Annotated in this window: 21 protein-coding genes, 1 tRNA gene and 2 riboswitches; of the genes, 14 read left to right on the forward strand and 8 right to left on the reverse strand. The window is 59.5% G+C overall.

Annotated features, from left to right (window positions below; genetic code table 11):
* The first annotated feature begins 91 nt into the window (after nucleotides 1-91).
* Nucleotides 92-188, forward strand: a riboswitch (TPP riboswitch).
* Nucleotides 189-220: 32 nt separating this feature from the next.
* From thiB to ED661_RS14190, 3 genes are read left to right on the forward strand one after another with little or no spacing between them, the layout of a single operon-like run.
* On the forward strand, nucleotides 221-1,198 hold the full coding sequence (gene thiB, locus ED661_RS14180) for a thiamine ABC transporter substrate binding subunit (RefSeq protein ID WP_122074671.1): 978 nt from the start codon (nucleotides 221-223) through the stop codon (nucleotides 1,196-1,198).
* Nucleotides 1,174-2,730 carry a thiamine/thiamine pyrophosphate ABC transporter permease ThiP gene (locus tag ED661_RS14185; protein ID WP_122074560.1) on the forward strand — a complete coding sequence of 519 codons (1,557 nt, stop codon included), beginning with the start codon at nucleotides 1,174-1,176 and terminating at the stop codon, nucleotides 2,728-2,730. Before thiB ends, ED661_RS14185 begins: the two co-directional genes overlap by 25 nt.
* The gene (locus ED661_RS14190; RefSeq protein WP_122074672.1) at nucleotides 2,717-3,409 is read left to right on the forward strand and encodes an ATP-binding cassette domain-containing protein; all 693 of its coding nucleotides are present in this window, start codon (nucleotides 2,717-2,719) and stop codon (nucleotides 3,407-3,409) included. The genes ED661_RS14185 and ED661_RS14190 overlap by 14 nt, the downstream gene beginning before the upstream one ends.
* Before the next feature lie 36 nt (nucleotides 3,410-3,445).
* Here the strand turns inward: ED661_RS14190 and ED661_RS14195 are convergent, their stop codons facing one another.
* Entirely contained in the window at nucleotides 3,446-3,886 is a 441-nt protein-coding gene (locus ED661_RS14195) for a 6,7-dimethyl-8-ribityllumazine synthase (protein WP_122074561.1), read from the reverse strand.
* 85 nt (nucleotides 3,887-3,971) lie between these two features.
* Nucleotides 3,972-4,178: riboswitch (FMN riboswitch) on the reverse strand.
* A gap of 150 nt (nucleotides 4,179-4,328) precedes the next feature.
* Here ED661_RS14195 and ED661_RS14200 point away from each other — a divergent pair.
* From ED661_RS14200 to ED661_RS14215, 4 genes are all read left to right on the forward strand, one after another.
* On the forward strand, nucleotides 4,329-4,931 hold the full coding sequence (locus ED661_RS14200) for a glutathione S-transferase (protein ID WP_122074562.1): 603 nt from the start codon (nucleotides 4,329-4,331) through the stop codon (nucleotides 4,929-4,931).
* Between the two features lie 208 nt (nucleotides 4,932-5,139).
* Entirely contained in the window at nucleotides 5,140-5,700 is a 561-nt protein-coding gene (petA, locus tag ED661_RS14205; protein WP_122074563.1) for a ubiquinol-cytochrome c reductase iron-sulfur subunit, read from the forward strand.
* A gap of 11 nt (nucleotides 5,701-5,711) precedes the next feature.
* Nucleotides 5,712-7,043: a cytochrome b gene (gene petB / locus ED661_RS14210; protein ID WP_122074564.1), complete on the forward strand. Its 1,332-nt coding sequence runs from the start codon at nucleotides 5,712-5,714 to the stop codon at nucleotides 7,041-7,043.
* 19 nt (nucleotides 7,044-7,062) lie between these two features.
* Entirely contained in the window at nucleotides 7,063-7,854 is a 792-nt protein-coding gene (locus ED661_RS14215) for a cytochrome c1 (protein WP_122074565.1), read from the forward strand.
* 151 nt (nucleotides 7,855-8,005) lie between these two features.
* On the opposite strand, the gene mtaB is transcribed toward ED661_RS14215, so the two are convergent.
* Entirely contained in the window at nucleotides 8,006-9,262 is a 1,257-nt protein-coding gene (gene mtaB / locus ED661_RS14220) for a tRNA (N(6)-L-threonylcarbamoyladenosine(37)-C(2))-methylthiotransferase MtaB (protein WP_122074566.1), read from the reverse strand.
* Between the two features lie 3 nt (nucleotides 9,263-9,265).
* A complete protein-coding gene (dapF, locus tag ED661_RS14225) occupies nucleotides 9,266-10,096 on the reverse strand; it encodes a diaminopimelate epimerase (protein WP_254054843.1) in 831 nt (276 codons plus the stop codon).
* Nucleotides 10,097-10,291: 195 nt separating this feature from the next.
* Between dapF and ED661_RS14230 the strand changes: the two genes are divergently transcribed.
* Nucleotides 10,292-10,367: transfer RNA gene (locus ED661_RS14230), tRNA-Lys, on the forward strand.
* A gap of 197 nt (nucleotides 10,368-10,564) precedes the next feature.
* On the opposite strand, the gene ED661_RS14235 is transcribed toward ED661_RS14230, so the two are convergent.
* Nucleotides 10,565-11,173 carry a 3'-5' exonuclease gene (locus tag ED661_RS14235; RefSeq protein WP_122074567.1) on the reverse strand — a complete coding sequence of 203 codons (609 nt, stop codon included), beginning with the start codon at nucleotides 11,171-11,173 and terminating at the stop codon, nucleotides 10,565-10,567.
* Entirely contained in the window at nucleotides 11,166-11,786 is a 621-nt protein-coding gene (locus ED661_RS14240; protein WP_122074568.1) for a TetR/AcrR family transcriptional regulator, read from the reverse strand. Before ED661_RS14240 ends, ED661_RS14235 begins: the two co-directional genes overlap by 8 nt.
* A 73-nt stretch (nucleotides 11,787-11,859) precedes the next feature.
* Here ED661_RS14240 and ED661_RS14245 point away from each other — a divergent pair, with 73 nt between their 5' ends.
* The 3 genes from ED661_RS14245 (at nucleotide 11,860) to ED661_RS14255 (ending at nucleotide 16,080) form a co-directional block, all read left to right on the forward strand.
* Complete coding sequence (locus ED661_RS14245) at nucleotides 11,860-12,738, forward strand: haloalkane dehalogenase (protein ID WP_122074569.1); 879 nt, start codon at nucleotides 11,860-11,862, stop codon at nucleotides 12,736-12,738.
* Between the two features lie 112 nt (nucleotides 12,739-12,850).
* Nucleotides 12,851-15,040 carry a thiamine pyrophosphate-dependent enzyme gene (locus ED661_RS14250; protein WP_122074570.1) on the forward strand — a complete coding sequence of 730 codons (2,190 nt, stop codon included), beginning with the start codon at nucleotides 12,851-12,853 and terminating at the stop codon, nucleotides 15,038-15,040.
* Nucleotides 15,037-16,080, forward strand: a complete 1,044-nt coding sequence (locus ED661_RS14255) for an ACP S-malonyltransferase (protein WP_122074571.1) — start codon at nucleotides 15,037-15,039, stop codon at nucleotides 16,078-16,080. Before ED661_RS14250 ends, ED661_RS14255 begins: the two co-directional genes overlap by 4 nt.
* A 121-nt stretch (nucleotides 16,081-16,201) precedes the next feature.
* Here ED661_RS14255 and ED661_RS14260 read toward each other — a convergent pair whose 3' ends face one another.
* The 3 genes from ED661_RS14260 to ED661_RS14270 form a co-directional block, all read right to left on the reverse strand.
* Complete coding sequence (locus ED661_RS14260; protein ID WP_122074572.1) at nucleotides 16,202-17,875, reverse strand: DUF427 domain-containing protein; 1,674 nt, start codon at nucleotides 17,873-17,875, stop codon at nucleotides 16,202-16,204.
* A gap of 234 nt (nucleotides 17,876-18,109) precedes the next feature.
* Nucleotides 18,110-18,811, reverse strand: coding sequence for a hypothetical protein (locus ED661_RS14265; RefSeq protein WP_122074573.1), 702 nt, complete (start codon nucleotides 18,809-18,811; stop codon nucleotides 18,110-18,112).
* Entirely contained in the window at nucleotides 18,783-19,076 is a 294-nt protein-coding gene (locus ED661_RS14270) for a hypothetical protein (protein ID WP_122074574.1), read from the reverse strand. The genes ED661_RS14265 and ED661_RS14270 overlap by 29 nt, the downstream gene beginning before the upstream one ends.
* A gap of 216 nt (nucleotides 19,077-19,292) precedes the next feature.
* Here ED661_RS14270 and ED661_RS14275 point away from each other — a divergent pair, with 216 nt between their 5' ends.
* The 3 genes from ED661_RS14275 (at nucleotide 19,293) to ED661_RS14285 (ending at nucleotide 21,750) form a co-directional block, all read left to right on the forward strand.
* A complete protein-coding gene (locus ED661_RS14275; protein WP_122074575.1) occupies nucleotides 19,293-19,775 on the forward strand; it encodes a hypothetical protein in 483 nt (160 codons plus the stop codon).
* 142 nt (nucleotides 19,776-19,917) lie between these two features.
* Complete coding sequence (locus ED661_RS14280; RefSeq protein ID WP_122074576.1) at nucleotides 19,918-20,535, forward strand: ribonuclease HII; 618 nt, start codon at nucleotides 19,918-19,920, stop codon at nucleotides 20,533-20,535.
* Nucleotides 20,536-20,646: 111 nt separating this feature from the next.
* A complete protein-coding gene (locus tag ED661_RS14285; protein ID WP_122074674.1) occupies nucleotides 20,647-21,750 on the forward strand; it encodes a site-specific DNA-methyltransferase in 1,104 nt (367 codons plus the stop codon).
* Nucleotides 21,751-21,883: the final 133 nt, after the last annotated feature.

The raw sequence follows: 21,883 nt of genomic DNA on the forward strand, positions 1-21,883 counted from the left end.
ATGAAAAGGTGGGTTCCTGCTGGCCAGTTTGGCGGAGCCGTCTAGCCAGAGGTGACTTTGGCTTGCCTTTGGACGGTCCGGGGCCTAGGAGAGGGGCACCTCGGGGTGCCAGGGAGGGCCTGGCTGAGAACAAACCCGTAGAACCTGAACCGGCTTGAACCGGCGGAGGGAAGGTTTCGGAGATGCTCCACCCTTGCCCGATGCCGCAAAGGAGGATGCCATGAAGTATTCCGTTTTTGCAGCAGCAGTCCTGAGCGCCTCGGCGGCCTATGCCGAGAAGCCCGAGCTGACTGTCTATACCTATGACAGCTTTGTGTCTGACTGGGGCCCTGGCCCAGCGGTGGAAAAAGCATTTGAAGCCCAGTGTGGCTGTGATCTGAAGCTGGTTGGGGCTGGCGATGGGGCTGCACTGCTGGCGCGGGTCAAACTGGAAGGCGCGCGTTCGGAGGCGGATGTCGTGTTGGGCTTGGATACCAATCTGACAGCGGCGGCGGCCGCAACCGGTCTGTTTGCCGAACATGGTGTGACCGCCGACTATAGCCTGCCCGTGACCTGGAAGGATGCCACTTTTGCCCCCTATGATTGGGGCTATTTTGCCTTTGTGCACAATGTGGATGCTGCTGTGCCGGCGGATTTCAAGGCGCTGGGCGCCAGTGACATGAAGATTGTCATTCAGGATCCGCGCTCCTCTACTCCTGGTTTGGGGCTGCTGATGTGGGTCAAGGCCGCCTATGGCGATGAAGCCCCGGCGATCTGGGCTGGGCTGGCGGATAATGTGGTCACCGTGACCAAGGGCTGGTCTGAGGCCTACGGTCTGTTTCTGGAAGGGGAGGCCGATATGGTACTCTCTTATACCACTTCGCCGGCCTATCACCTGATTGCGGAAGAAGATGGCTCCAAAGCGGCGGCGGCCTTCGACGAAGGTCACTACATGCAGGTGGAGGTTGCCGGCATTCTGGCAGGCAGCGATCAGCCGGAACTGGCGCAGGACTTCATGCAGTTCATGGTCTCTGACGCGTTCCAGTCGATTATTCCAACCACCAATTGGATGTATCCATCCGTCACTCCTGCGGGTGGTCTGCCCGAGGGGTTTGAGACCATGATCACCCCTGCCAAGTCATTGCTGTTGTCAGCGGACGAAGCAGCGGCTGTGCGGGATGGTGCATTGGACGAATGGCTCGACGCGCTCAGCCAATAAGCGCGCTTCCCGGCGCTGGCGCGGCCCTGATTGTGGCCGCGCTGATACTCGGGACGCTGGCCGCGGTGGCGCTGCGGGCCGAGGCCGGTCGTGGCTTTGGAGGTAGTGACTGGGCGGCGCTGCGCTTTACCCTCACACAGGCGGTACTTTCTGCTGTTTTGAGCGTTGGACTGGCAATCGGTCTGGCGCGGGCCCTGGCGCGGCGACGGTTTTGGGCGCGCACCGCGCTAATCGCGTTCCTGGGGGCGCCGTTTATCCTGCCGGTGATTGTGGCGATTCTGGGCTTGCTGACGGTGTTTGGCCGGGCGGGCTGGATCAGTCAGATCTTGATGGGTCTTGGGCTGGAGCCCTTGCAGATCTATGGGCTGCACGGCGTGGTGCTGGCGCATGTGTTTTTCAATCTGCCACTGGCAACCCGGTTGATTCTGCAGGGCTGGCAGGAAATCCCGACAGAACGTTTCCGTCTGGCGGCGCAGTTGAAGGCAGGCCCCGGTGCCATGTGGCAACTGCTGGAAGCGCCCATGTTGCGGCGCGTGGTGCCCGGCGCTCTGGCGGTGGTCTTTGCCATTTGTTTGTCCAGCTTTGCGGTGGCGCTGACGCTGGGGGGCGGGCCACGTGCCACCACGATTGAGCTGGCCATCTATCAGGCCTTTCGGTTTGATTTTGATCTGGGGCGGGCAGCACTGTTGTCGGCGGTGCAGTTGGGGCTGACCGGGATTGCCGGTTTTGTGGCACTTCGGGTCTCTGACGGTGATGGTGTTGGCGCTGGGTTGGACCGGGCGCTGCGGCGCTGGGACGGCGAGGCCCCGCTGGCGCGCTGTTTGGATGTCGCTTGGATTACGCTTGCGGCCCTGTTTTTGATTCTGCCTCTGTCGGCGGTTGTTGTGTCGGGAATTTCCGGCCTGTTTCTGTTAAAAGCATCTGTCTGGATGGCGGCGCTGACCTCGGTTCTGGTTGCTGGCCTCAGCACCCTGTTGCTGCTGCTTCTGGCGCTGCCCATGGCCGCAGCCGTGGCTATGGGGCGGAGCGCATTGATCGAGGTCGCAGGTATTCTGGGATTAGCGGCCTCGCCCCTGGTGATCGGTACCGGGTTGTTCATCGTGATCTACCCCTTTGTTGATCCGTTTTCATTGGCGTTGCCGGTGACGGCGCTGGTCAATGCGGTGATGGCGCTGCCCTTTGCCCTGCGCATTCTGGTGCCGCGTGCCCGTGAGGTGATGATGCGCTATGGGCGCTTGTCGCTCTCGCTGAATATGGCGGGGATGCCGTTTTTGTGGCGGGTGTTCCTGCCGCGGATGCGGGCGCAAATCGGCTTTGCCGCAGGGCTGGGGGCGGCTCTGTCGATGGGAGATCTTGGCGTCATTACCCTGTTTGCCGACCCGGAAGTGGCGACTTTGCCCTTACAGGTCTACCGCCTGATGGGAGCCTACCAGATGGAGGCGGCAGCGGGGGCGGCGCTGTTGCTGTTGATCCTGTCGATGGGCGCATTTTGGATTCTGGATCGCGGAGGTCGTTGGCATGCTGAGGCTTGAGAGCTGTGAAATAGAGAACGGCGGCTTCGTTTTGCGGGCTGATCTGGAGATTCCTGCCGGGGCCAAGCTTGCCATTATTGGCCCTTCGGGGGCGGGGAAATCCACCCTGATTGAGGCGATTGCCGGGTTTTTGCCGCTGCGCCAGGGGCGCATTTTTTGGCAGGGGGAGGATCTGACGGGTCTGGCACCGGGGCAGCGTCCGGTGGCGATGCTGTTTCAGGATGGCAACCTGTTCCCCCATCTTACCGTGGCGCAGAACGCGGGACTGGGGCTGCGCGCCAATCTGCGTCTGTCGCAGGACGAGCAGGCACAGGTTCAGCAAGCACTGCTCCGAGTCGGGTTGGGGGATCTGGCGGCGCGTAAACCGGCGGAACTGTCGGGGGGGCAGCAAAGCCGGGTCGCCCTGGCGCGGGTCCTGTTGCAGCGGCGCGATATCCTGCTGCTGGATGAGCCCTTTGCGGCGCTTGGGCCGGCCCTGAAAGATGAGATGCTGGATCTGGTGGCGGAAATCGCTGCCGAGACGGGCGCGACGGTGCTGATGGTCAGCCATGATCCACAGGACGCGCGCCGCCTTGCAGATCAGGTGGTTCTGGTCGCCGAGGGCAAGGCGCATCCGCCTGTGGCGACGGCGGAACTGCTGGACAATCCGCCGCCGGTGCTAAAGGCCTATCTGGGTTAGGGCGGCGGGCGATCAGGCCCACCGCGATTTGCGCGTTTAAGCGACAGCTGCCAGTTTTTGACGCGATTTGGCGATCATCAGTGCTGCCTGGGCGGCCTCGCGGCCCTTGTCGACAAAATGTGCCTGGTAGATGGCATTGTGATGATCGGTTTCCTGGTACTGATGCGGTGTCAGGGAAACAGAGAGCACAGGAACGCCGGTATCCAGGCCGACGCGCATCAGCCCATCCACCACGGACTGGGCGACAAAATCATGGCGGTAGATGCCGCCATCTACCACAAAGGCAGCGCAGGCGATGGCGGTATATGCGCCGGTCTTTGCCAGATCCTGTGCCATCAACGGCATCTCAAAGGCACCGGGCACGTCAAAGACATCTACCTGTTCGGCGGGGATAAGCTGGGTAAAACCAAGCAGCGCCTGGTCAACGATATCGGCATGCCATTGGGCCTTGATAAAGGCATAGCGGGTGTGTGTCATTGGTATCTCCTATAGGTTTGACACGTCACCCAAGGCGATAACGAACGGCATGACTGCACCGGCCTCAGCCGAAAGCAATCCTGTCGCACGTTCTCTTCCATCCGGACTATGACCGTCGGCTCTGGAATCACACCAGATCTGCTAGACATCATCTGATGTGCGTTCACAGCCCGAAAAGTGGGAACCGGTTTTCGGTTCAAGCTGTGAAGCCAAAAAGATGACCGCTCGCGGGCTTACGGGGATGAGCCCGCATACCGCCGGTGGGGAATTTCACCCCGCCCTGAGAACAGCGCGACCCTGCCAAGAAGTGATGCTGAGCGCAAGATCCCAAGTATAGGGTGACGCCGCGCTATAAGAATTTGTTGTGGCAATGGGGCGTGGCTTGGGCTTTCCATTTGGGGCAGAGCCACTAGGCTGCCGCCAACTGATCAAGGAGAGCGCGATGAAACTGCATTATGCCCCAACTTCCCCTTTTGTGCGCAAGGTGATGGTCCTGCTGCATGAGACCGAAACGCTGGACAGCGTGGAGCTACACAATGTCGCAACCACGCCCTATGACCCCAGCGCTGATGTGCAGGCCAGCAACCCCCTGGCCAAGATCCCGGCGCTGGAACGCGGCGATGGTTCGGCCTTGTATGATAGCCGGGTGATCTGCGCCTACCTCAATGAACGCGCTGGAGCCGGGCTCTATGCCGGGGGCTGGGACAGCAAAGTGCTGGAGGCCACTGCCGATGGCATCATGGAGGCAGCGGTTCTCATGACCTATGAAATGCGTCTGCGCCCCGAAGAGAAACAGTCCCCGGAGTGGATCAAGGCGCAACTGGGTAAGGTTCTGGGGGCCTGTTCGGCGCTGAATGCGCGCTGGATGAGTCACCTGCAAGGTCCCCTGGACATGGGCCAGATCGCCGTGGGCTGCGCGCTGGCCTATGTGGATTTCAGGCATCCAGATGCGGGTTGGCGGACCGGTAACGAGGCTCTGGCGGATTGGTTCAAGACTTTCGAATCGCGCCCCGCGATGCAGGCGACTCGGCCGCCTGAGGGTTAAGTTTTCCTTTAGAAATCTGGGGTGAGCCGCGCTGGGCTGTGGTTTTCAGAGCGCCCATTCAAAGAAACTTGAAACTGGAGTGCCATGTGCGCCTTTGACCGCTGGACGAAAGCGCCTCACCCGGCTATGACCCGCCATGAGTCACCGCGTTTATCGTGGTGCATGCGCATGTTTGCCCTAAACGGGCGCTGGAAATGGAGAAAACCTCGTGTCCCACGCAGAAGACCACGAAGGAACCCGGAGAGATTTCCTCTACTACGCCACTGCCGGCGCCGGGGCAGTGACCGCGGGAGCCGCCATATGGCCCCTGGTCAATCAGATGAACCCCTCGGCTGACGTCAAAGCTTTGTCCTCGATTCTCGTGGATATCAGCGGTGTAGAAGTTGGAACGCAGATTAGTGTGATGTTCTTGGGGAAACCCGTGTTCATCCGCCGTCGTACTCAGGCAGAGATCGACGAAGCCCGTGCAGTTGATGTTGCAGGCCTGATCGATACCACTTCGGAAAACCCCAACAAGCCTGGCACCGATGCCGCGGATGCGAACCGCGCCATGGATGAGAATGGCGAATGGCTGGTGATGATGGGTGTCTGTACCCACCTCGGCTGTGTTCCGCTTGGCGATGGTGCCGGCGAATTCAACGGTTGGTTCTGCCCCTGTCACGGGTCGCACTACGACACCGCTGGCCGGATCCGTAAAGGCCCCGCGCCTGAGAACCTGCATGTGCCTGTCGCGTCCTTCACCGACGCCAACACCATCAAACTGGGATAAGGAGGTACGCAATGTCTGGCATTCCGCACGATCATTACGAACCAAAGACTGGCGCAGAGAAATGGCTGCATAGCCGCCTGCCCATCGTCGGTCTGGTATATGACACCATCATGATCCCCACCCCCAAGAACCTGAACTGGTGGTGGATCTGGGGCATCGTTCTGGCTTTCTGCCTGGTGCTGCAAATTGTCACCGGCATCGTCCTGGTGATGCACTACACCCCGCATGTTGACCTGGCCTTTGCCTCTGTTGAACACATCATGCGCGACGTGAATGGCGGCTATATGCTGCGCTACATTCACGCAAACGGCGCTTCGCTGTTCTTTGTGGCCGTTTACATCCACATTTTCCGTGGTCTCTTCTACGGCTCCTACAAGGCCCCACGTGAGATCACCTGGATCATCGGCATGATCATCTACCTCTTGATGATGGCAACCGGTTTCATGGGCTACGTTCTGCCCTGGGGTCAGATGTCCTTCTGGGGTGCGACCGTGATCACCGGCCTGTTTGGCGCCATTCCCTTTGTTGGTGAAGCGCTGCAGACCTTCCTCTTGGGCGGACCTGCGGTGGATAACGCCACGCTGAACCGTTTCTTCTCGCTGCACTATCTGCTGCCATTTGTCATCGCGGCGCTGGTTGTGGTCCATATCTGGGCTTTCCACACCACAGGCAACAACAACCCAACCGGTGTTGATGTGCGCAAGGGCTCTAAAGAAGAAGCCGAAAAAGACACCCTGCCGTTCTGGCCCTACTTCGTGATCAAGGATTTCCTCGGCCTGGCCGTGGTTCTGGTGATCTTCTGGGCGATCGTTGGCTTTATGCCAAACTATCTGGGTCACCCCGATAACTATCTCGAAGCCAATCCGCTGGTGACCCCTGCGCATATCGTTCCTGAATGGTACTTCCTGCCCTTCTACGCGATCCTGCGGGCCTTCACCTCCGAGGTCTGGGTTGTGCAGATTGCCTCCTTCGTGACCGGTGGCATCATCGACGCCAAGTTCTTTGGTGTTCTGGCGATGTTTGGCGCGATTGCCGTCATGGCGCTGGTGCCCTGGCTCGACACCTCGCGGGTGCGTTCCGGTCGCTACCGTCCGATGTTCAAGTGGTGGTTCTACCTCCTGGTCTTTGACTTCTTTGCCCTGATGTGGCTGGGCGCGATGCCGGCGGAAGAGCCCTATGCATCGTTCTCGCTGATCGCATCGGCCTATTGGTTTGGCTACTTCCTGGTCATCCTGCCCATTCTGGGTGTCATCGAGAAGCCCCTGGCAGAGCCTGCTACAATCGAAGAAGATTTCGACGCTCACTACGGCGAGAAATCCGACGCAGCCACGCCTGCCGAGTAAGAGAGAAGGACAGCTACCAATGTTGAAGACACTCGCAATCGGTGCCGCCTTCGCTCTGGCCCTTATCCCTGCTGCATCCAATGCAGCAGGCGGTAGCGGCCACGTCGAGGACTTCCAGTTCTCGTTTGAGGGACCATTCGGCGCCTATGATCAAAACCAGCTGCAGCGCGGCCTGCAGATCTACACCGAAGTCTGCGCGGCCTGTCACGGGCTGAAGTTTGTACCTCTGCGCACCCTGGCTGACGAGGGTGGCCCTGCGCTGCCCGCCGATCAGGTTCGGGCCTATGCGGCTGAGAACTTCACCGTCTATGACGCCGACCTGGACGAGGATGTTCCTGCCAAGCCGGTGGATCACTTCCCTGCCAACACGGCTGCTGGCGCACCCGACCTGAGCCTGATGGCAAAGGCGCGTGCCGGTTTCCACGGCCCCTATGGCTCTGGTATGAACCAGCTGTTCAAGGGCATCGGTGGCGCGGAATACATCGCCTCTTTGCTGGACGGTTATACCGGTGAGGAAAAGGAAGAAGCAGGCACCCTGTTTTATGAAAACACCGCCTTCCCAGGTGGTTGGATTTCGATGGCGCCCCCGCTGTCGGATGAGCAGGTTGAATTTGCCGATGGCCATGACAACAGCGTCAAGGCGATGTCGCAGGATGTTGCGGCCTTCCTGATGTGGACCGCTGAGCCCAAGATGATGGACCGCAAGAAAGTTGGTTTTGTCGGAGTTCTGATCCTGACTGTTTTGTCGGTTCTGCTTTATCTGACCAACAAACAGCTCTGGGCCCCGCATAAGGGTCGCAAATCCGCCTGATAGGCTGATTTAGCAGATAGAAAATGGCCCCTGCGAGGAGACTTGCGGGGGCCATTTTTCGGAGGAGTTCGGACAGTGGGGCGCTGCCCCTCTGCGCGCCAGGCGCGCATTCACCCCGGGATATTTTTGGCCAAATGAAGAGAGCTGGCTGTCAGGCGGTGAGTTGACTGCCGTCCTGGCCGAGGATCATCGCGGTGACGATCTGGCCTTCCTGTTGTGGCGTGGCAAAACGCACTTCGGTGAACTGTTCGGTTCGGCCCATATGCGGGTTTTCCATCAGCACCTGATGGGTCTTGCCGATCTGTACTGCCAGATGGGACTGCACCCGGGCTTCACCCGCTGCGCGCAGACGGGCGGCGCGGGCTTTGATCACATTGCCATTGACCTGTTTGGGGATTTTAGCCGCCGGGGTGCCGGTCCGTTTGGAATAGGGGAAGACATGAAGCCAGGTGAGCTGGCACTCGTTCACCAGTTTCAGCGAGTTTTCAAAATGCGCCTCGGTTTCAGTGGGGAAGCCGGCGATGATATCGGCGCCAAAGGTCATTTCGGGGCGCAGTTTGAGCGCCTCTTCGCAGAAGCGGATGGCATCATCGCGCAGGTGGCGCCGGGCCATGCGTTTGAGGATCATATCGTCGCCATGTTGCAACGACAGATGCAGATGCGGCATCAGGCGGGGTTCGGTGGCGATGGCCTGCATCAGGTTCTCATCCACCTCGATCGAATCGATTGAGGAAATTCGCAGGCGCGGCAGGTCCGGCACCAATTTGAGGATCCGCATCACCAGATCGCCAAGTTTGGGCGTGGCTGGCAGATCGGCGCCCCAGGAAGTGAGATCAACGCCCGTGAGCACCACCTCGTTGTAGCCCTTGTCGACCAGCCGCTTGATCTGATCGACCACCACGCCGGCCGGCACAGAGCGGGAATTGCCGCGGCCATAGGGGATGATGCAAAAGGTGCAGCGGTGATCGCAGCCGTTTTGTACCTGTACATAGGCGCGGCTACGGGTGCCAAAACCGTCGATCAGATGGCCGGCGGTCTCGGTCACTGACATGATGTCGTCGACCTGCACCTTTTCGGTCTCACCGATGAAATTGGCCGCCATGCCGTTCCAGGTTTCTGGCTGCATCTTTTCGGTATTGCCAATGACGGTATCAACCTCTGCCATCTGGGCAAAGGTTTCCGGTTCGGTCTGGGCGGCGCAGCCGGTGACCACAATGCGGGCCTGCGGATTATCGCGGCGCAACCGGCGGATTTCCTGACGGGATTTGCGCACCGCCTCCGCGGTGACCGCACAGGTGTTCACCACCACCAGATCCTCCAGACCAGCAGCCTGCGAGAGCTCTTTCATCGCCTCGGTCTCATAGGCGTTGAGACGGCAACCGAGGGTGGTGAATTTGGGCGCGGACATGGCTCAGAGACTTTCGAGAAAGGCGGCGGTAAACGTGCCGGAGAAGACATGCATTGTGGGGCCAGTCATCCAGACGCCATCCTCACGCCAGTCGATCCACAGGGTGCCGCCATCCAGATCGATCTGCACCTGACGCCCTGTGAGCCCCCGGCGGGCGGCAGCGACGGCTGTGGCGCAGGAGGAGGAGCCAGAGGCCAAGGTGATGCCAACACCGCGCTCCCAGACTCGCATGCGGATGTGATCGGGGCCAACCAGATGGGCCACTTGTACATTGGTACGCTCGGGATAGAGCGGGTGATGCTCATAGCGGGGGCCAAATTCGTCCAGCGGGATTTGTTCGGCGTCTTCGACAAAGAAGGTGCAATGGGGATTACCCATGCCGGTGGCTGTAGGAGCGTCTTTGATCGGCAGTTCCAGCGTGTCCATGTCTTCTGCCAGGGGGATTTCATCCCAGTGGAGCTGCGGCTGACCCAAATTGACCGAGGTGAGGCCATCCCCGGCGTCACGGGCAAAGAGGTCACCACGATCAGTGGTGAGATGCAGCTCCGTCTTGCCGCCTTCCTCCATCAGATGGCGGGCAATGCAACGGGTGGCATTGCCACAGGCCGCCGAGGTGGAGCCATCGGCATTGTAAAAGGTCAGATGCGCATCCCCAGCGCCCTGTTCAATCAAGGCAAGCTGATCAAAGCCCACGCCAAACTGACGATGGGCGATTCCCTTGGCCAGGGCCGGGGTGATCTCCAGTTTTTGCCTACGCGCATCGACAACAACAAAGTCATTGCCAAGCCCATGCATCTTCATGAAGGGGAAATGGGGTTCTGAAAGCTTGCTCATATTGGCCATATAGACCTGCGGTGAAAATGAATCCAGCCTGTGACGCATAAAGTTCAAAAAAGGGCTTGACCCTTTCCCGTCCTAACCGTAGACAGCCGCCAATCGAGACGGCAAGGACGATACGGACGAGCCAATCGATAGCAAATTAAGTGCTTGATCTTCTTGGGAAAATCACTTAGACCGCGCAAATAAAGTGGGCCGTTAGCTCAGCTGGTAGAGCAACTGACTTTTAATCAGTAGGTCGATGGTTCGAACCCATCACGGCTCACCACTTTATCAAAGCCTTAGGCGGAAACGCCTGAGGCTTTCTCTTTTTCAGCACCGGATTTTGTAGGGTTTGGGCTTTGTTGAGCGAATCTCCATTGGGCATAGCCACGCAGATTCACTGTGTTGCCCGCAAGCGCGGGCGTAAAATCTCCATTGGGTTTTTGGCACTTTGCTTGGGAAGGTAATGGCTCCCGATGAGGCCTAGGTCCTATCAAGTGGCAGGCTGAACTGTGACTTTCGAGTGGTGCCGCTGATCAGGTCAAAACTCTGTCCCAGCCTGGTTTCAGCCATCAAGACCACCTGGGCCGCGGCGCGGGCATCCTCGCCGGCGTCGTGGTGGTGAAAGGATAGCCCCAGTTCCTGCTTCAGATTGGCCAATCCATGACCGCCATTGCCCTTGAACTCCGGCCAGGCCTTGCGGGCAATTTTGACGCTGTCGCTCCAGCTCAGATCGGCATTGGGCATGCGGTAGGCGCGGCAGGCGGCGGTGAGGGCCCTGCTGTCAAAGCTGCTGTGCTGGACCAGATGGTGCAGTTGCAACAGGGGTTTCAACAGCGCCCAGGCTTCGGGAAAGCTTGGAGCGTCGGCAACGGTTTCTGCGTCGATGCCGTGCAGTTCGGTATTGAAGGAGGCAAAGCTCTGTTCGGGGTTCACATAGGTGGTGAAGGTTTGGATATGGTTGTCGCTTTGTACGCAGGCAATGCCGATCTGACAGATGCTGGCACTGTCGCGGCTGGCGGTTTCAACATCCAATGCGATAAAGCGAAACGGGCCGTTGGGCAGGGTTGAGACCATGGAGTGTTCAGTCATGGATGCCGGCCTCATCAACGCCCAGGCGATTGGCAAGCAGCGCCAGCAAAGTTTCGCAATACTGGCGCAGCGGCGCGCTGTCCTTGCTGCCGCGTGATTGTGCCCAAAGCCCCTGGACAGAGATCAGGGTGAACCGGGCCAGCGCATCAATTTGGGCCTCATCCAGGCGTTGGTGCTTTTGATTCTCATGCGACAGCGCCTGATACAGGCCTTTGTGCAGGCGTTTGCCATGGGCCTTGAGCCGTTCCAGCGTTTCACCCTCTTGTGGCGTGATCTGGGCCAGGGTGTTGAGCACCAGACAGCCCGCATAGGGGGCGGTTGAGGTCTCTGCGCGGCCCAACAGGTTTTCCAGGTAGGTCCGGATTTCAGCCAGCCCGGCGCCCTCCTGTTCGACCGGGCCAAAAGCCGGGGTTACGACCTTTTCCTGATATCGGTCGAGGCAGGCGTGAAACAAGGCCTCCTTGCTGGGGAAATCACTATAGAGACTGCTGCGGCTTACCCCTGTTTCACGCACCAGGTCTCCCATGGAAACCACGTGAAACCCCTTTTTCCAAAAGGTGTTAAGAGCGCTATCAACAAGCTCAGTGCGGGAGGAAGACTTGGGGCGGGGCATTTTGGTCCTTGTTTTGGAATGATCGTTCCACTATCGTTTTCTCAACCGGATCTCAAGATCGAGAGGATGAGACATGACTACGCGCTTTCGGGACAAAAAGAAATTCGCCACCGTGCATGGCAAACAGATGGCCTATATTGAGGAGGGCGAAGGCGACCCCATAGTGTTTTTGCATGGCAATCCGACCTCCTCCTATCTGTGGCGTAACATCATGCCCTATCTGGCAGGACGGGGCCGCCTGATTGCGCCGGATCTGATTGGCATGGGGGATTCGGAGAAGCTCAGCGAGAGTGGCCCGGATCGCTACACCTATGTTGAGCACCGCAAATATCTCTTTGCCCTGCTGGAACAGCTGGGGGTCACCAGCAATGTAACACTGGTCCTTCATGATTGGGGATCTGGTTTGGGCTTTCACTGGGCGCATATGAATCCCGATGCGGTGCGTGGCATCGCCTTTATGGAGGGAATCGTGGCGCCGGTACCGGGCTGGGAGAGCTTCCCCGAGGCACCACGGGCCATGTTCCAGGGTCTTCGGTCCGAGGCCGGTGAGGAGATGGTGCTGCAAAAGAACCTCTTTGTGGAGGCAATCCTGCCGGGCTCTATCCTGCGGGATCTGAGCGAGGAAGAGATGGCCGAGTATCGTCGCCCCTTTGCCAATGCAGGCGAAGACCGCCGCCCCACCCTGACCTGGCCACGGCAAATCCCGATTGGCGGCGATCCGGCTGATGTGGTCGAAATTGTCAGCGCCTATTCTGCCTGGCTGCGCGAAACTCCGGTGCCCAAGCTGTTTGTCAACGCAGAGCCCGGCGCGCTGATCGTCGGGCCTGTGCGGGACTATGTGCGCAGCTTTCCCAATCTCGATGAGGTCACAGTCAAAGGCGCGCATTTCATTCAGGAGGATTCCCCGGATGACATCGGCCAAGCGATCCAAGACTGGCACGCCAAGATTTAGGGGAGTTTTGGCCCGACTCATGTCAAAACCGCATGAGTCGGGCTGCTAAACTCATTGGAATTCATGGCTGTTCTGCCCGATAACGGAGGTCACAACAGCAAAGGGATTGCCAATGGACCGCGCTCAGATCGTGCATCAGAACTTCCTGGATCGGGTTGCCAGCGGGGCGTTGCCGCAGGGGATGCCACCGCAGGCGGGGCTGTCGCCAGAGCAGGCGGTGGGCATCTACCGGGCCCAGGTGCTGAGCCGGGCGTTGGATATCACCAGCCGGGCCATGCAGAAGGCCGGGCAGGGGTTCTATACCATTGGGTCATCCGGGCATGAGGGCATGGCGGCGGTGGCCCGGGCCCTGCGCCCCGATGATATGGCCTTTTTGCATTACCGCGATGCGGCTTTTCAGATTTCGCGCGCCGATCAGGTGCCGGGCCAACGCATCGCCTGGGATATGCTCTTGTCCTTTGCCTGCTCCAGCGAAGATCCAACCTCCGGTGGGCGGCATAAGGTGCTGGGCTCCAGGGCACTGATGATCCCGCCGCAGACCTCGACCATCGCCAGCCACCTGCCCAAGGCAGTGGGTGCCGCCTATTCCATCGGTGCCGCCAGGCGCCATGCGCCCGAGCATCAGGTGATGCGAGACGACAGCATCGTGATGTGCTCCTTTGGCGACGCCTCGGCCAATCATTCCACCGCGCAGGGGGCCATCAACACCGCGGGTTGGACCTCGGTGCAGTCGACACCGCTGCCGCTGCTCTTTGTCTGCGAAGACAATGGCATCGGCATCTCAACCAAAACCCCGCAGGGCTGGATTGAGACCTCGATGCGGGCGCGCCCCGGTATCAAGTATTTCAAAGCCGATGGGCTGGATATCTTTGCCGCCCATGCGGTGGCGCAAGAGGCGGCAGACTATGTGCGCCTTCGCAAGAAACCCGCCTTCCTGCATCTGCGTACCGTGCGCCTTTACGGCCATGCCGGAGCGGATGTGCCCACCACCTATCTGCCAAAATCCGAGGTTGAAGCGGACGAGGCCAATGATCCGCTGCTGCATTCGGTGCGCTTGTTGGAACAGGCCGGGGCGTTGTCACGCGATGACGCGCTGAAGATCTATAACGAGACCTGCGCCCGCGTTGAACGTATCCGCGCCGAGGTGGTGACACGCCCGCATCTGAAATCCGGTGCGGATGTTGCCGCCAGCCTAGTCCCCCCAGTGCGCGCCTGTGCTGCCAGCAATGGTCCCAGCGAGGCGGCGCGGGCCGAGGTCTTTGGCAGTGATATGCGCGCCATGACGGACCCACAGCCGATGTCGCGCCTGGTCAACTGGGCGCTGACCGACCTGATGCTGGAGCATGGCGAGATCGTCATGATGGGCGAGGATGTGGGCCGCAAAGGCGGGGTCTACGGCGTCACCCAAAAGCTGCATCAGCGCTTTGGTCCCGACCGGATGATCGACACCCTGCTGGATGAGCAATCGATCCTGGGGTTGGCCATCGGCATGGGCCATAACGGATTTGTGCCGATGCCGGAAATCCAGTTCCTCGCCTATCTGCACAATGCCGAGGATCAGCTGCGTGGTGAGGCGGCAACCCTGCCGTTCTTCTCCAACGGGCAATTCAGCAACCCAATGGTGCTGCGCATCGCAGGGCTGGGCTATCAAAAGGGCTTTGGCGGTCATTTCCACAATGACAACTCGTTAGCGGTGCTGCGCGATATTCCCGGGATCATTATCGCCTGTCCCTCGGATGGGGCAGAGGCCGCGATGATGATGCGCGAAGCGGTCCGCCTGGCACGCGAAGAGCAACGTGTGGTGGTCTTTGTCGAACCCATCGCGCTCTATCCGATGCGGGATCTGCATGCGGCCAAGGATGGCGGTTGGATGCGTCACTATCCCACCCCGGACCAGAGCATCGCTTTGGGAGAGGTTGGTCAGCACGGGACCGGCACGGATCTGGCCATCGTCACCTATGGCAATGGGCGGTATCTGTCGTCTCAGGCGCAGGCAGATCTGGAGGCAAAAGGCATCAAGACCCGCATCATTGACCTGCGCTGGTTGGCACCACTGCCGGCCGAGGCGTTGATTGCCGCCACCAAGGGCTGCAAACATGTGCTCATCGTGGATGAATGCCGCACCACCGGCAGCCAGTCTGAGGGGCTGATGGCGCTCTTTGCAGAGGCCAGTGATATCCCCACAGCACGCATTGCAGCCGGGGACTGCTTTATTGCAACCGGCCCAGCCTATGCGGCAACCCTGCCCTCCAAGGAGAGCATCCTGGCCGCAGCCCTTGACCTGGTAGGAGAGCGCGCATGACCCGCACCGCCGTTTTGATCTGTCCCGGTCGGGGCACCTATAACAAGCCTGAGCTGGGCTATCTGCACCGCCACCACGCTGACAAGGCCAGCCTGTTTGCGGGTTTTGATGCAGCGCGGGTGGCCCAGGGACAGGAAGAAGTCACCGCCCTGGATGGGGCTACCCGATTCTCGGTCGCAAAATACTCGCGCGGTGATATTGCCTCTCCGCTGATCTATGCCAGCGCTCTGGCGGATGCGCAGTCGCTGGCAGATGACATCGAGGTGGTCGCGGTTACCGGCAATTCCATGGGCTGGTACATCGCGCTGGCTGCAGCCGGGGCGCTGTCGCCGCAACATGGGTTTGATCTGGTCAATACCATGGGCAGCCTGATGCAGCAGCATCTGATTGGTGGGCAGCTGGTCTATCCCTTTACCGGAGATGACTGGCGGCCGGATCCGGCGCGTAAAGCCGCCCTGCTGGCGCTGGTAGATCAGATCAATGCCCGCGCAGGCCATGTGCTGGCCCTGTCGATTGATCTTGGCGGCATGTTGGTTCTGGCCGGGGATGAGCCAGGGCTGGCTGCCTTTGAGGAGGCCGTGCCGCAGATCGACGGGCGGTTCCCGATGCGGCTGGCCAACCACGCGGGGTTCCATACCGCCCTGCAGGCACCGGTGGCTGCTGAGGGGCGCAAGCACCTGAATGGCGCAATGCCGAGACAGCCTGCAGTGCCGCTGGTGGATGGGCGCGGCGCTATCTGGCAGCCGGGATCAACCGATCTGATGGCGCTCTGGGACTACACCCTCGGCCATCAGGTGGTGGAGCCCTATGACTTCACCCGTGCGGTGCAGGTGGCGGCGCAGGAGTTTGCCCCGGATCTGTTCATCGTCACCGGACCGGGCACCACGCTGGGCGGCGCCGTGGCGCAATCCCTGGTGCATCAGGACTGGCGGGGCATGGCAGACAAGGCGGCATTTAAGGCGCGCCAATCCGAGGCACCACTGCTGATCTCCATGGGCGATGCGGCACAGCGTGATCTGGCCACCAGGGCTCCTTCATAGACCAAAGGGCTAAATAGCACCGGCCATCCCCTTCATTTGGCCAAAAATATCCTGGGGGTGAGCGTCCCTGGACGCGAGGGGGCAAGGCCCCCTATTGCCTGGCCTTCCTCCTGGACGCGGTTTACTTTGAAACAGGCTCCGGTGCGGGTGGCGGTCCCTTTGGGGTCTCCAGCGGCTTCTTTTCAAGGGCAACAGTCAAGGGGCTGACAGCAAAGGCCTCTACCGGCTGGCTGACATTATGCAGGCTGAGCGCCCCCAGAGGTGTCGCACTCTTGCAGCTGCCGGGCAGCGAGTTCCGGCTGACCACGATCTGATGGCCCAGGGTCTTGCCATAGTCGCCCAGACGGGCGGCGATATTGGCGGCCTGGCCAATGACGGTGAAATCCAACCGTTCGCGTGAGCCGACATTGCCATAAGTGACGGTGCCATAGGCAATGCCACTGGCGCATTCGAGCTGGGGCAGATCGTGGTCAGCAGCGACCTCAGCCAGGGCCGGAACAATGCTGCGGGCGGATTTCAGTGCCTGTGCACGGGCTTGATTGGCATCTTCCCCCGCTCCATCCCCAACGGGGAACACCGCCAAAACCGCATCCCCGATGAACTTCAACACCTCGCCGCCGTTATCATGCACGATGGTCGAGGCGGTATCGAAAAACGCGTTCAGCAGCTTGATATAGTCGCGCCGTCCCAGCTGCTCTTCCAGCAGGGTAGAGCCACGCAGGTCGCAGAACATGATGGCAGCGTCGATCTCATCGCCTTCGCCGCGACGGATCTTGCCGCCCAATACCCGTTCACCGGTGCGCTTGCCCACATAGGTTTCCAACAGCGACTGAGCATTCTCGCGCTGCATGAAGACCTCATAATAGCGAGCCACAACGGCAGAGCATTCAAAGATCAGCCCCAGATTGGCGGTGGAAAACCCGTCCGGGTGGTCCGAGGCCACGGTGAGCACATTGATCCGCCCATCCGAGAAGGGCAGCGGCATGGCGACATAGTCGGTTGAACCAGCAGCGCGCAGATCGCTGAGGATCGGGAAGGCATCAGCGCTGTCTTCACTGTCGATGCGGTGGCGCACACCGCCCAGTCCCTTGGAAACATGGCGCAGCGGACTGGCATTATAGGCAGGGTGTTCGTAGATTTCATAGCTGGGCGCGTAGGTGGTTACCTCATTTGTGGCCTTTTGCCAGATGAAGTTCTTGCCTGCGATTTGCGGATGCAGGGACCAGGCCAGGACCGAGAGCCGTGAAAGATAGACGCCCTGTTCCAGCAGCTTTTCCGAAAAAGCCTTGGTGAACTCTGCCGGGGTCGGCAGAAAGGCGGCCTCGCGAAGGAGCCAGTCAATCAGAGGGCCGGAGATATTGCCATATTCGGGCGGTGCAATCTGATTGGTGCCAAGGTCAATTTCAGTGCAGGGGTCAGCGACAAACCCCACATGGTCTTCGATCTGAGAGGCCTCGGGCAGGGTATTTTCATAGATCCAGACCGCATTGTCGACCCGGCCCTCTGCCAGTTTGAGATCGTGATACTGGGCGGTGCCCTTGAAGGGGCAGAAGGTCTGCATCCCAACTTTGTTGGACAAATCTACCACCAGATCTTCGCGCGGAATGTAAATGGTTGGTTGCAGGCGGGTTTCATACATCACCCGCGCGCGGGTGGTTTTGGCTAGGAGACAGCCGCCGCGTCGCACCTGAACCTCACCGCGCAGGGGTTCAACCAGAATACCATAGCCACGATTTTGCGGACCACCGCTGTGTGGGCCGGCACTGTTGGGGGGGACGGAAACATGTGCGTTCATCGGGGCTATCCTCTTGTCCCCCGCTGTTCGAGGGGCGTGCTGGGACCTAAGGATCGCAAGAGACTCCCCAGGGCACCTCCCCTTGGGAGGCAGCCCTATATGTGGGGTTGCAGGGGCAAATATCCAGTGGCTGGAAGGATCATCTGTGCACAGGGAATGTGTTTTGCTGCCGGATTCGCCCCTTCTCGCACAGAAGTGACCAGATTCTGTGGGGTCTGACAGGCGGACCGCCTGTCAGATCATGCGGATGACGTCCTTGCTGATCGCTAGCACATAGCCCCGTTTGGCGATGTTTTTGACCAATAGCTCGCTTACCATCTGGTTGCCCAGCGTGTCGCGCAGCCGTTTGATGCGGGTGGCACCGGCGGCCTCTTCACAATCGCTGCTGTGTTTACCGGAAATCACCGCTTCGATTTCAGCGCCAGACAGCACATCATCATCCATCCGCGCCTCGGCTAGAGCTGAGAGTGTCTCCATCGCGGCGGGGGTGAGTTTGAAGCCCATGTTGTTGAGATAGACGGTGTGTTCTTCGCGGCTGATCAACAGCTCGGTCACCTGAATGCCGGCACGTTCAATCTGCGCCATTCGGCGATTGAGCAGCAAGAGCATGGCCAGAACCACCAGGGCAACAATCATCATCGCGGTGGCAAAGATCAGCAGCACAAAGATCACCACCCGGTAACTGGCCAGGGTATCGGCAAAGGCAGTGCCGGATTGGGCCAGGATTTCCAGCAGTTTGATTTCAGCCTGGGTGGTCAGGTCGTTTTCAACAAAGAGCTGCTCGACCCGCGCGTTAAAGGCATTGGCATCTGGCAGCGCCAGCAAGAGCACCGTCCCGGCGATGGCCAACAGGGCGGCGATCAGGGCGATGCCAATAGCGATGATACGGCTGCCAGCGGTGCGGGCCTCAGAAACGGAGATAGTAGGGTCCGGCATTGGCCTTCCTTTGTTGCAGGCCTTCGGGACCAAAGACGGACATCACATTGAGCAGGGTCCAGCCGGAAGAGGCGATTCGGGACTGAATTTCCCCCTGCGCGGCGGCCTTGTTGCAGGCGCCCCGGATCTGGATCACCCCGTAATGCAATTTCAGCGGGTTGTTCTGCTTGGCCTTGTAATCAGCATAGCAATCGGCGGCCTGTGCAGGCGCCGTGGCGGCCAGCAGGGCGGCGCATATCAGCGGTATGGCAAGGATGTGTTTCATAACTTCACCCTGCGCTGAAACCCGGGTGAAATTCAATAACAACAGCCATTTGGGCCGATGGTTATTCGATATCAATGCGCTGTTATTGCCTGTCTGAGCGCTGTTGGCGGATTGTGAGGGCACAGATTTTGAGCCCGCCTATATCACTGAACAAGCGCGGGTCTGCTGCCTCTCCAGGCGGCGTCACCAGACAGAACATGAAGAGGAAACGATCCGATGACCCAGAGCACCCAACCCAAACAGCACCGTAAATTCATTGCTATCATTCTGGCCGCAGCACTGGCCATCACAGGTGCCTCCTCTGGGCCCGCACAAGCCGGGGAGGACTTTGGCAAGGTGGTGGCAGGACTGGCCGTTCTGGGGATCCTTGGCGCGGCGCTGCATAACCATAACACCCGGGATCGCCGCCACTCGCGGGAGGTGGTGACCCGGCCACATCGTCCAACCCCAGGCCCGCAGCCGCGTCCGCTGCCGCCGCGCTTTGGTCGCTATGATCTGCCCGCACAATGCGTGAAGTACTTCCCCAACTTCCGAAATGGTCGAAATCTGGTGGCGCGTGGCTGCTTGAAACGCAATTACAACCACACACGCTCGCTGCCGCAGGCCTGCAAAGTCACATTTTGGAATGGCCATAAAAACCGCACGGCTTACAAGCCACGCTGCCTGAACAATCATGGCTATCGCATGGTCAATCGCTAAGGGGCTCTGCTCAATACGTGACCCAAGCGCAACATATCGAGCAGACTTGAGGGGGCCCTGGCCCCCTTCTTTTTGTGCCTGACACAGGTCGAATTGTATCTGGGCGCTTGCAAGTTCGGCAGGATTTGGGTCTGACAGAGCCATGGAACAGCCAGATAACAGCCTAGAGATCGCCGCCCATGCCAAGGGCTATTTGAGGATTGCCGGAGTCGATGAGGTGGGGCGCGGCCCCCTGGCCGGACCAGTGACGGCGGCAGCCGTTGTACTGGACATGGCAGACCTGCCTGAGGGGCTGAATGACTCCAAAAAGCTGAGCCCCAAGAAACGCGCTGCCCTGGCCACAGAGATTTGGGATCGGGCCGAGGTTTCCTTGGCAGAGGCAAGCGTCGAAGAGATTGATTCCATTAATATACTCCGTGCCTCACATCTGGCGATGGAGCGCGCGGTGGCGGCGCTGAACCCACCCCCGGACTACCTGCTGATCGACGGCAACCTGATCCCCCGGGACCTCACGATCAAAGCCGAAGCGGTGGTCAAAGGAGACGGCAAATCAGTCTCGATTGCAGCGGCCTCGATCGTGGCAAAAGAGGCGCGCGATAATCTCATGGTGGATTTGGCGCAACAGTTTCCAGGATATGGATGGGAGAAGAACGCCGGATATCCCTCAAAGCAACACCGTGAGGCGCTTGTCGAATTGGGGGTGACACCACATCATCGGCGCTCATTTAAGCCGGTACACAAGATATTGTATCAAGAGTGAACCGCAGGGCTCTGATCTAAAAAACAAATTGACCTCGAATCCCGGATGACTCATCCTGTGGATAACCAAAATGAGCGCAAAAATGCGCCGAATGGTTTTGAGGCAGAGCAAATGACTAAAACAATGACGAAGGGCGCCGAGGCGCTCCCTCTAAACACGATTCTTGACGGCGATTGTATCGACGTGATGGCCGGGTTACCGGACAACTCGGTCGATCTGATCTTTGCGGATCCCCCCTATAACCTGCAGTTGAAGAACCAGCTTCACCGCCCCGACAACAGTAAGGTCGATGCGGTGGATGATCATTGGGATCAGTTCTCCAGCTTTGCGGCTTATGATGATTTTACCAGCCGATGGCTGCATCAGGCCCGCCGGATTCTAAAGCCAAACGGCTCAATCTGGGTGATCGGCTCCTACCACAACATCTTCCGCGTCGGCACCGCGATGCAGGATGAGGGCTTCTGGATCCTCAACGATGTGGTCTGGCGCAAGTCGAACCCGATGCCGAACTTCCGCGGTAAACGCTATACCAACGCCCATGAGACAATGATCTGGGCGTCAAAATCTGAGGGTGGCAAATACACCTTCAACTACGAGGCGCTGAAGGCGCTGAACGAGGGCATTCAGATGCGCTCGGACTGGGTGCTACCGATCTGTACCGGCCATGAGCGGCTGAAGAACGAGGATGGCGAAAAAGCCCATCCGACCCAGAAACCTGAATCGCTGCTGCATCGTATCTTGGTTGGTTCGACCAACCCCGGTGATGTGGTTCTCGACCCCTTCTTTGGTACCGGCACCACCGGCGCAGTAGCCAAGATGCTGGGTCGTGAATTCATCGGCATCGAACAGGAGGAAAGCTATCGCAAGGTGGCAACTGCGCGGATCAAATCTGTGCGCAAGTTCGACCGCGAAGCCCTTCAGGTGTCGACCAGCAAACGGGCCGAGCCCCGAGTGCCGTTTGGCCAGCTGGTGGAGCGCGGCATGCTGCGCCCCGGTGATGAGCTTTACTCGATGAACCAGAGGCACAAAGCCAAAGTGCGCGCCGATGGCACGCTGATTGGCGACAATGTCAAAGGCTCCATTCATCAGGTTGGCGCCCATCTGGAAAACGCCCCTTCCTGCAATGGCTGGACCTACTGGTGTTTCAAACGTGATGGTCAAACTGTGCCCATCGACGTGCTGCGCCAGCAAATCCGGGCTGAAATGCAGAACTAGGCGCTGCTGTTCTCAAAACCACCAAAGTTAACTGACGGTCCCCGTGCCTGTGTCACTGACGTGACGCAGCTCGAAACACGGAGACCGCACCTTGCCCCGCCAATATGGCGGGGTTTTTTCGTATTTTGGCAGG

It is taken from the genome of Pseudophaeobacter sp. EL27 (assembly GCF_900313025.1).
GTDB lineage: Bacteria > Pseudomonadota > Alphaproteobacteria > Rhodobacterales > Rhodobacteraceae > Pseudophaeobacter.

Excerpts from the sequence above, each read along its gene's own strand:
- thiB (WP_122074671.1), top strand. The coding sequence starts at position 221 with ATGAAGTATTCCGTTTTTGCAGCAGCAGTCCTGAGCGCCTCGGCGGCC.
- ED661_RS14250 (WP_122074570.1), top strand. The coding sequence starts at position 12,851 with ATGGACCGCGCTCAGATCGTGCATCAGAACTTCCTGGATCGGGTTGCC.
- ED661_RS14255 (WP_122074571.1), top strand. The coding sequence starts at position 15,037 with ATGACCCGCACCGCCGTTTTGATCTGTCCCGGTCGGGGCACCTATAAC.
- mtaB (WP_122074566.1), bottom strand. The coding sequence starts at position 9,262 with ATGTCCGCGCCCAAATTCACCACCCTCGGTTGCCGTCTCAACGCCTAT.
- ED661_RS14190 (WP_122074672.1), top strand. The coding sequence starts at position 2,717 with ATGCTGAGGCTTGAGAGCTGTGAAATAGAGAACGGCGGCTTCGTTTTG.
- petB (WP_122074564.1), top strand. The coding sequence starts at position 5,712 with ATGTCTGGCATTCCGCACGATCATTACGAACCAAAGACTGGCGCAGAG.
- ED661_RS14260 (WP_122074572.1), bottom strand. The coding sequence starts at position 17,875 with ATGAACGCACATGTTTCCGTCCCCCCCAACAGTGCCGGCCCACACAGC.
- ED661_RS14275 (WP_122074575.1), top strand. The coding sequence starts at position 19,293 with ATGACCCAGAGCACCCAACCCAAACAGCACCGTAAATTCATTGCTATC.
- ED661_RS14240 (WP_122074568.1), bottom strand. The coding sequence starts at position 11,786 with ATGCCCCGCCCCAAGTCTTCCTCCCGCACTGAGCTTGTTGATAGCGCT.
- ED661_RS14195 (WP_122074561.1), bottom strand. The coding sequence starts at position 3,886 with ATGACACACACCCGCTATGCCTTTATCAAGGCCCAATGGCATGCCGAT.
- ED661_RS14270 (WP_122074574.1), bottom strand. The coding sequence starts at position 19,076 with ATGAAACACATCCTTGCCATACCGCTGATATGCGCCGCCCTGCTGGCC.
- ED661_RS14235 (WP_122074567.1), bottom strand. The coding sequence starts at position 11,173 with ATGACTGAACACTCCATGGTCTCAACCCTGCCCAACGGCCCGTTTCGC.
- ED661_RS14265 (WP_122074573.1), bottom strand. The coding sequence starts at position 18,811 with ATGCCGGACCCTACTATCTCCGTTTCTGAGGCCCGCACCGCTGGCAGC.
- ED661_RS14215 (WP_122074565.1), top strand. The coding sequence starts at position 7,063 with ATGTTGAAGACACTCGCAATCGGTGCCGCCTTCGCTCTGGCCCTTATC.
- ED661_RS14280 (WP_122074576.1), top strand. The coding sequence starts at position 19,918 with ATGGAACAGCCAGATAACAGCCTAGAGATCGCCGCCCATGCCAAGGGC.
- ED661_RS14200 (WP_122074562.1), top strand. The coding sequence starts at position 4,329 with ATGAAACTGCATTATGCCCCAACTTCCCCTTTTGTGCGCAAGGTGATG.
- ED661_RS14245 (WP_122074569.1), top strand. The coding sequence starts at position 11,860 with ATGACTACGCGCTTTCGGGACAAAAAGAAATTCGCCACCGTGCATGGC.
- ED661_RS14285 (WP_122074674.1), top strand. The coding sequence starts at position 20,647 with ATGACTAAAACAATGACGAAGGGCGCCGAGGCGCTCCCTCTAAACACG.
- dapF (WP_254054843.1), bottom strand. The coding sequence starts at position 10,096 with ATGAGCAAGCTTTCAGAACCCCATTTCCCCTTCATGAAGATGCATGGG.
- ED661_RS14185 (WP_122074560.1), top strand. The coding sequence starts at position 1,174 with ATGGCTCGACGCGCTCAGCCAATAAGCGCGCTTCCCGGCGCTGGCGCG.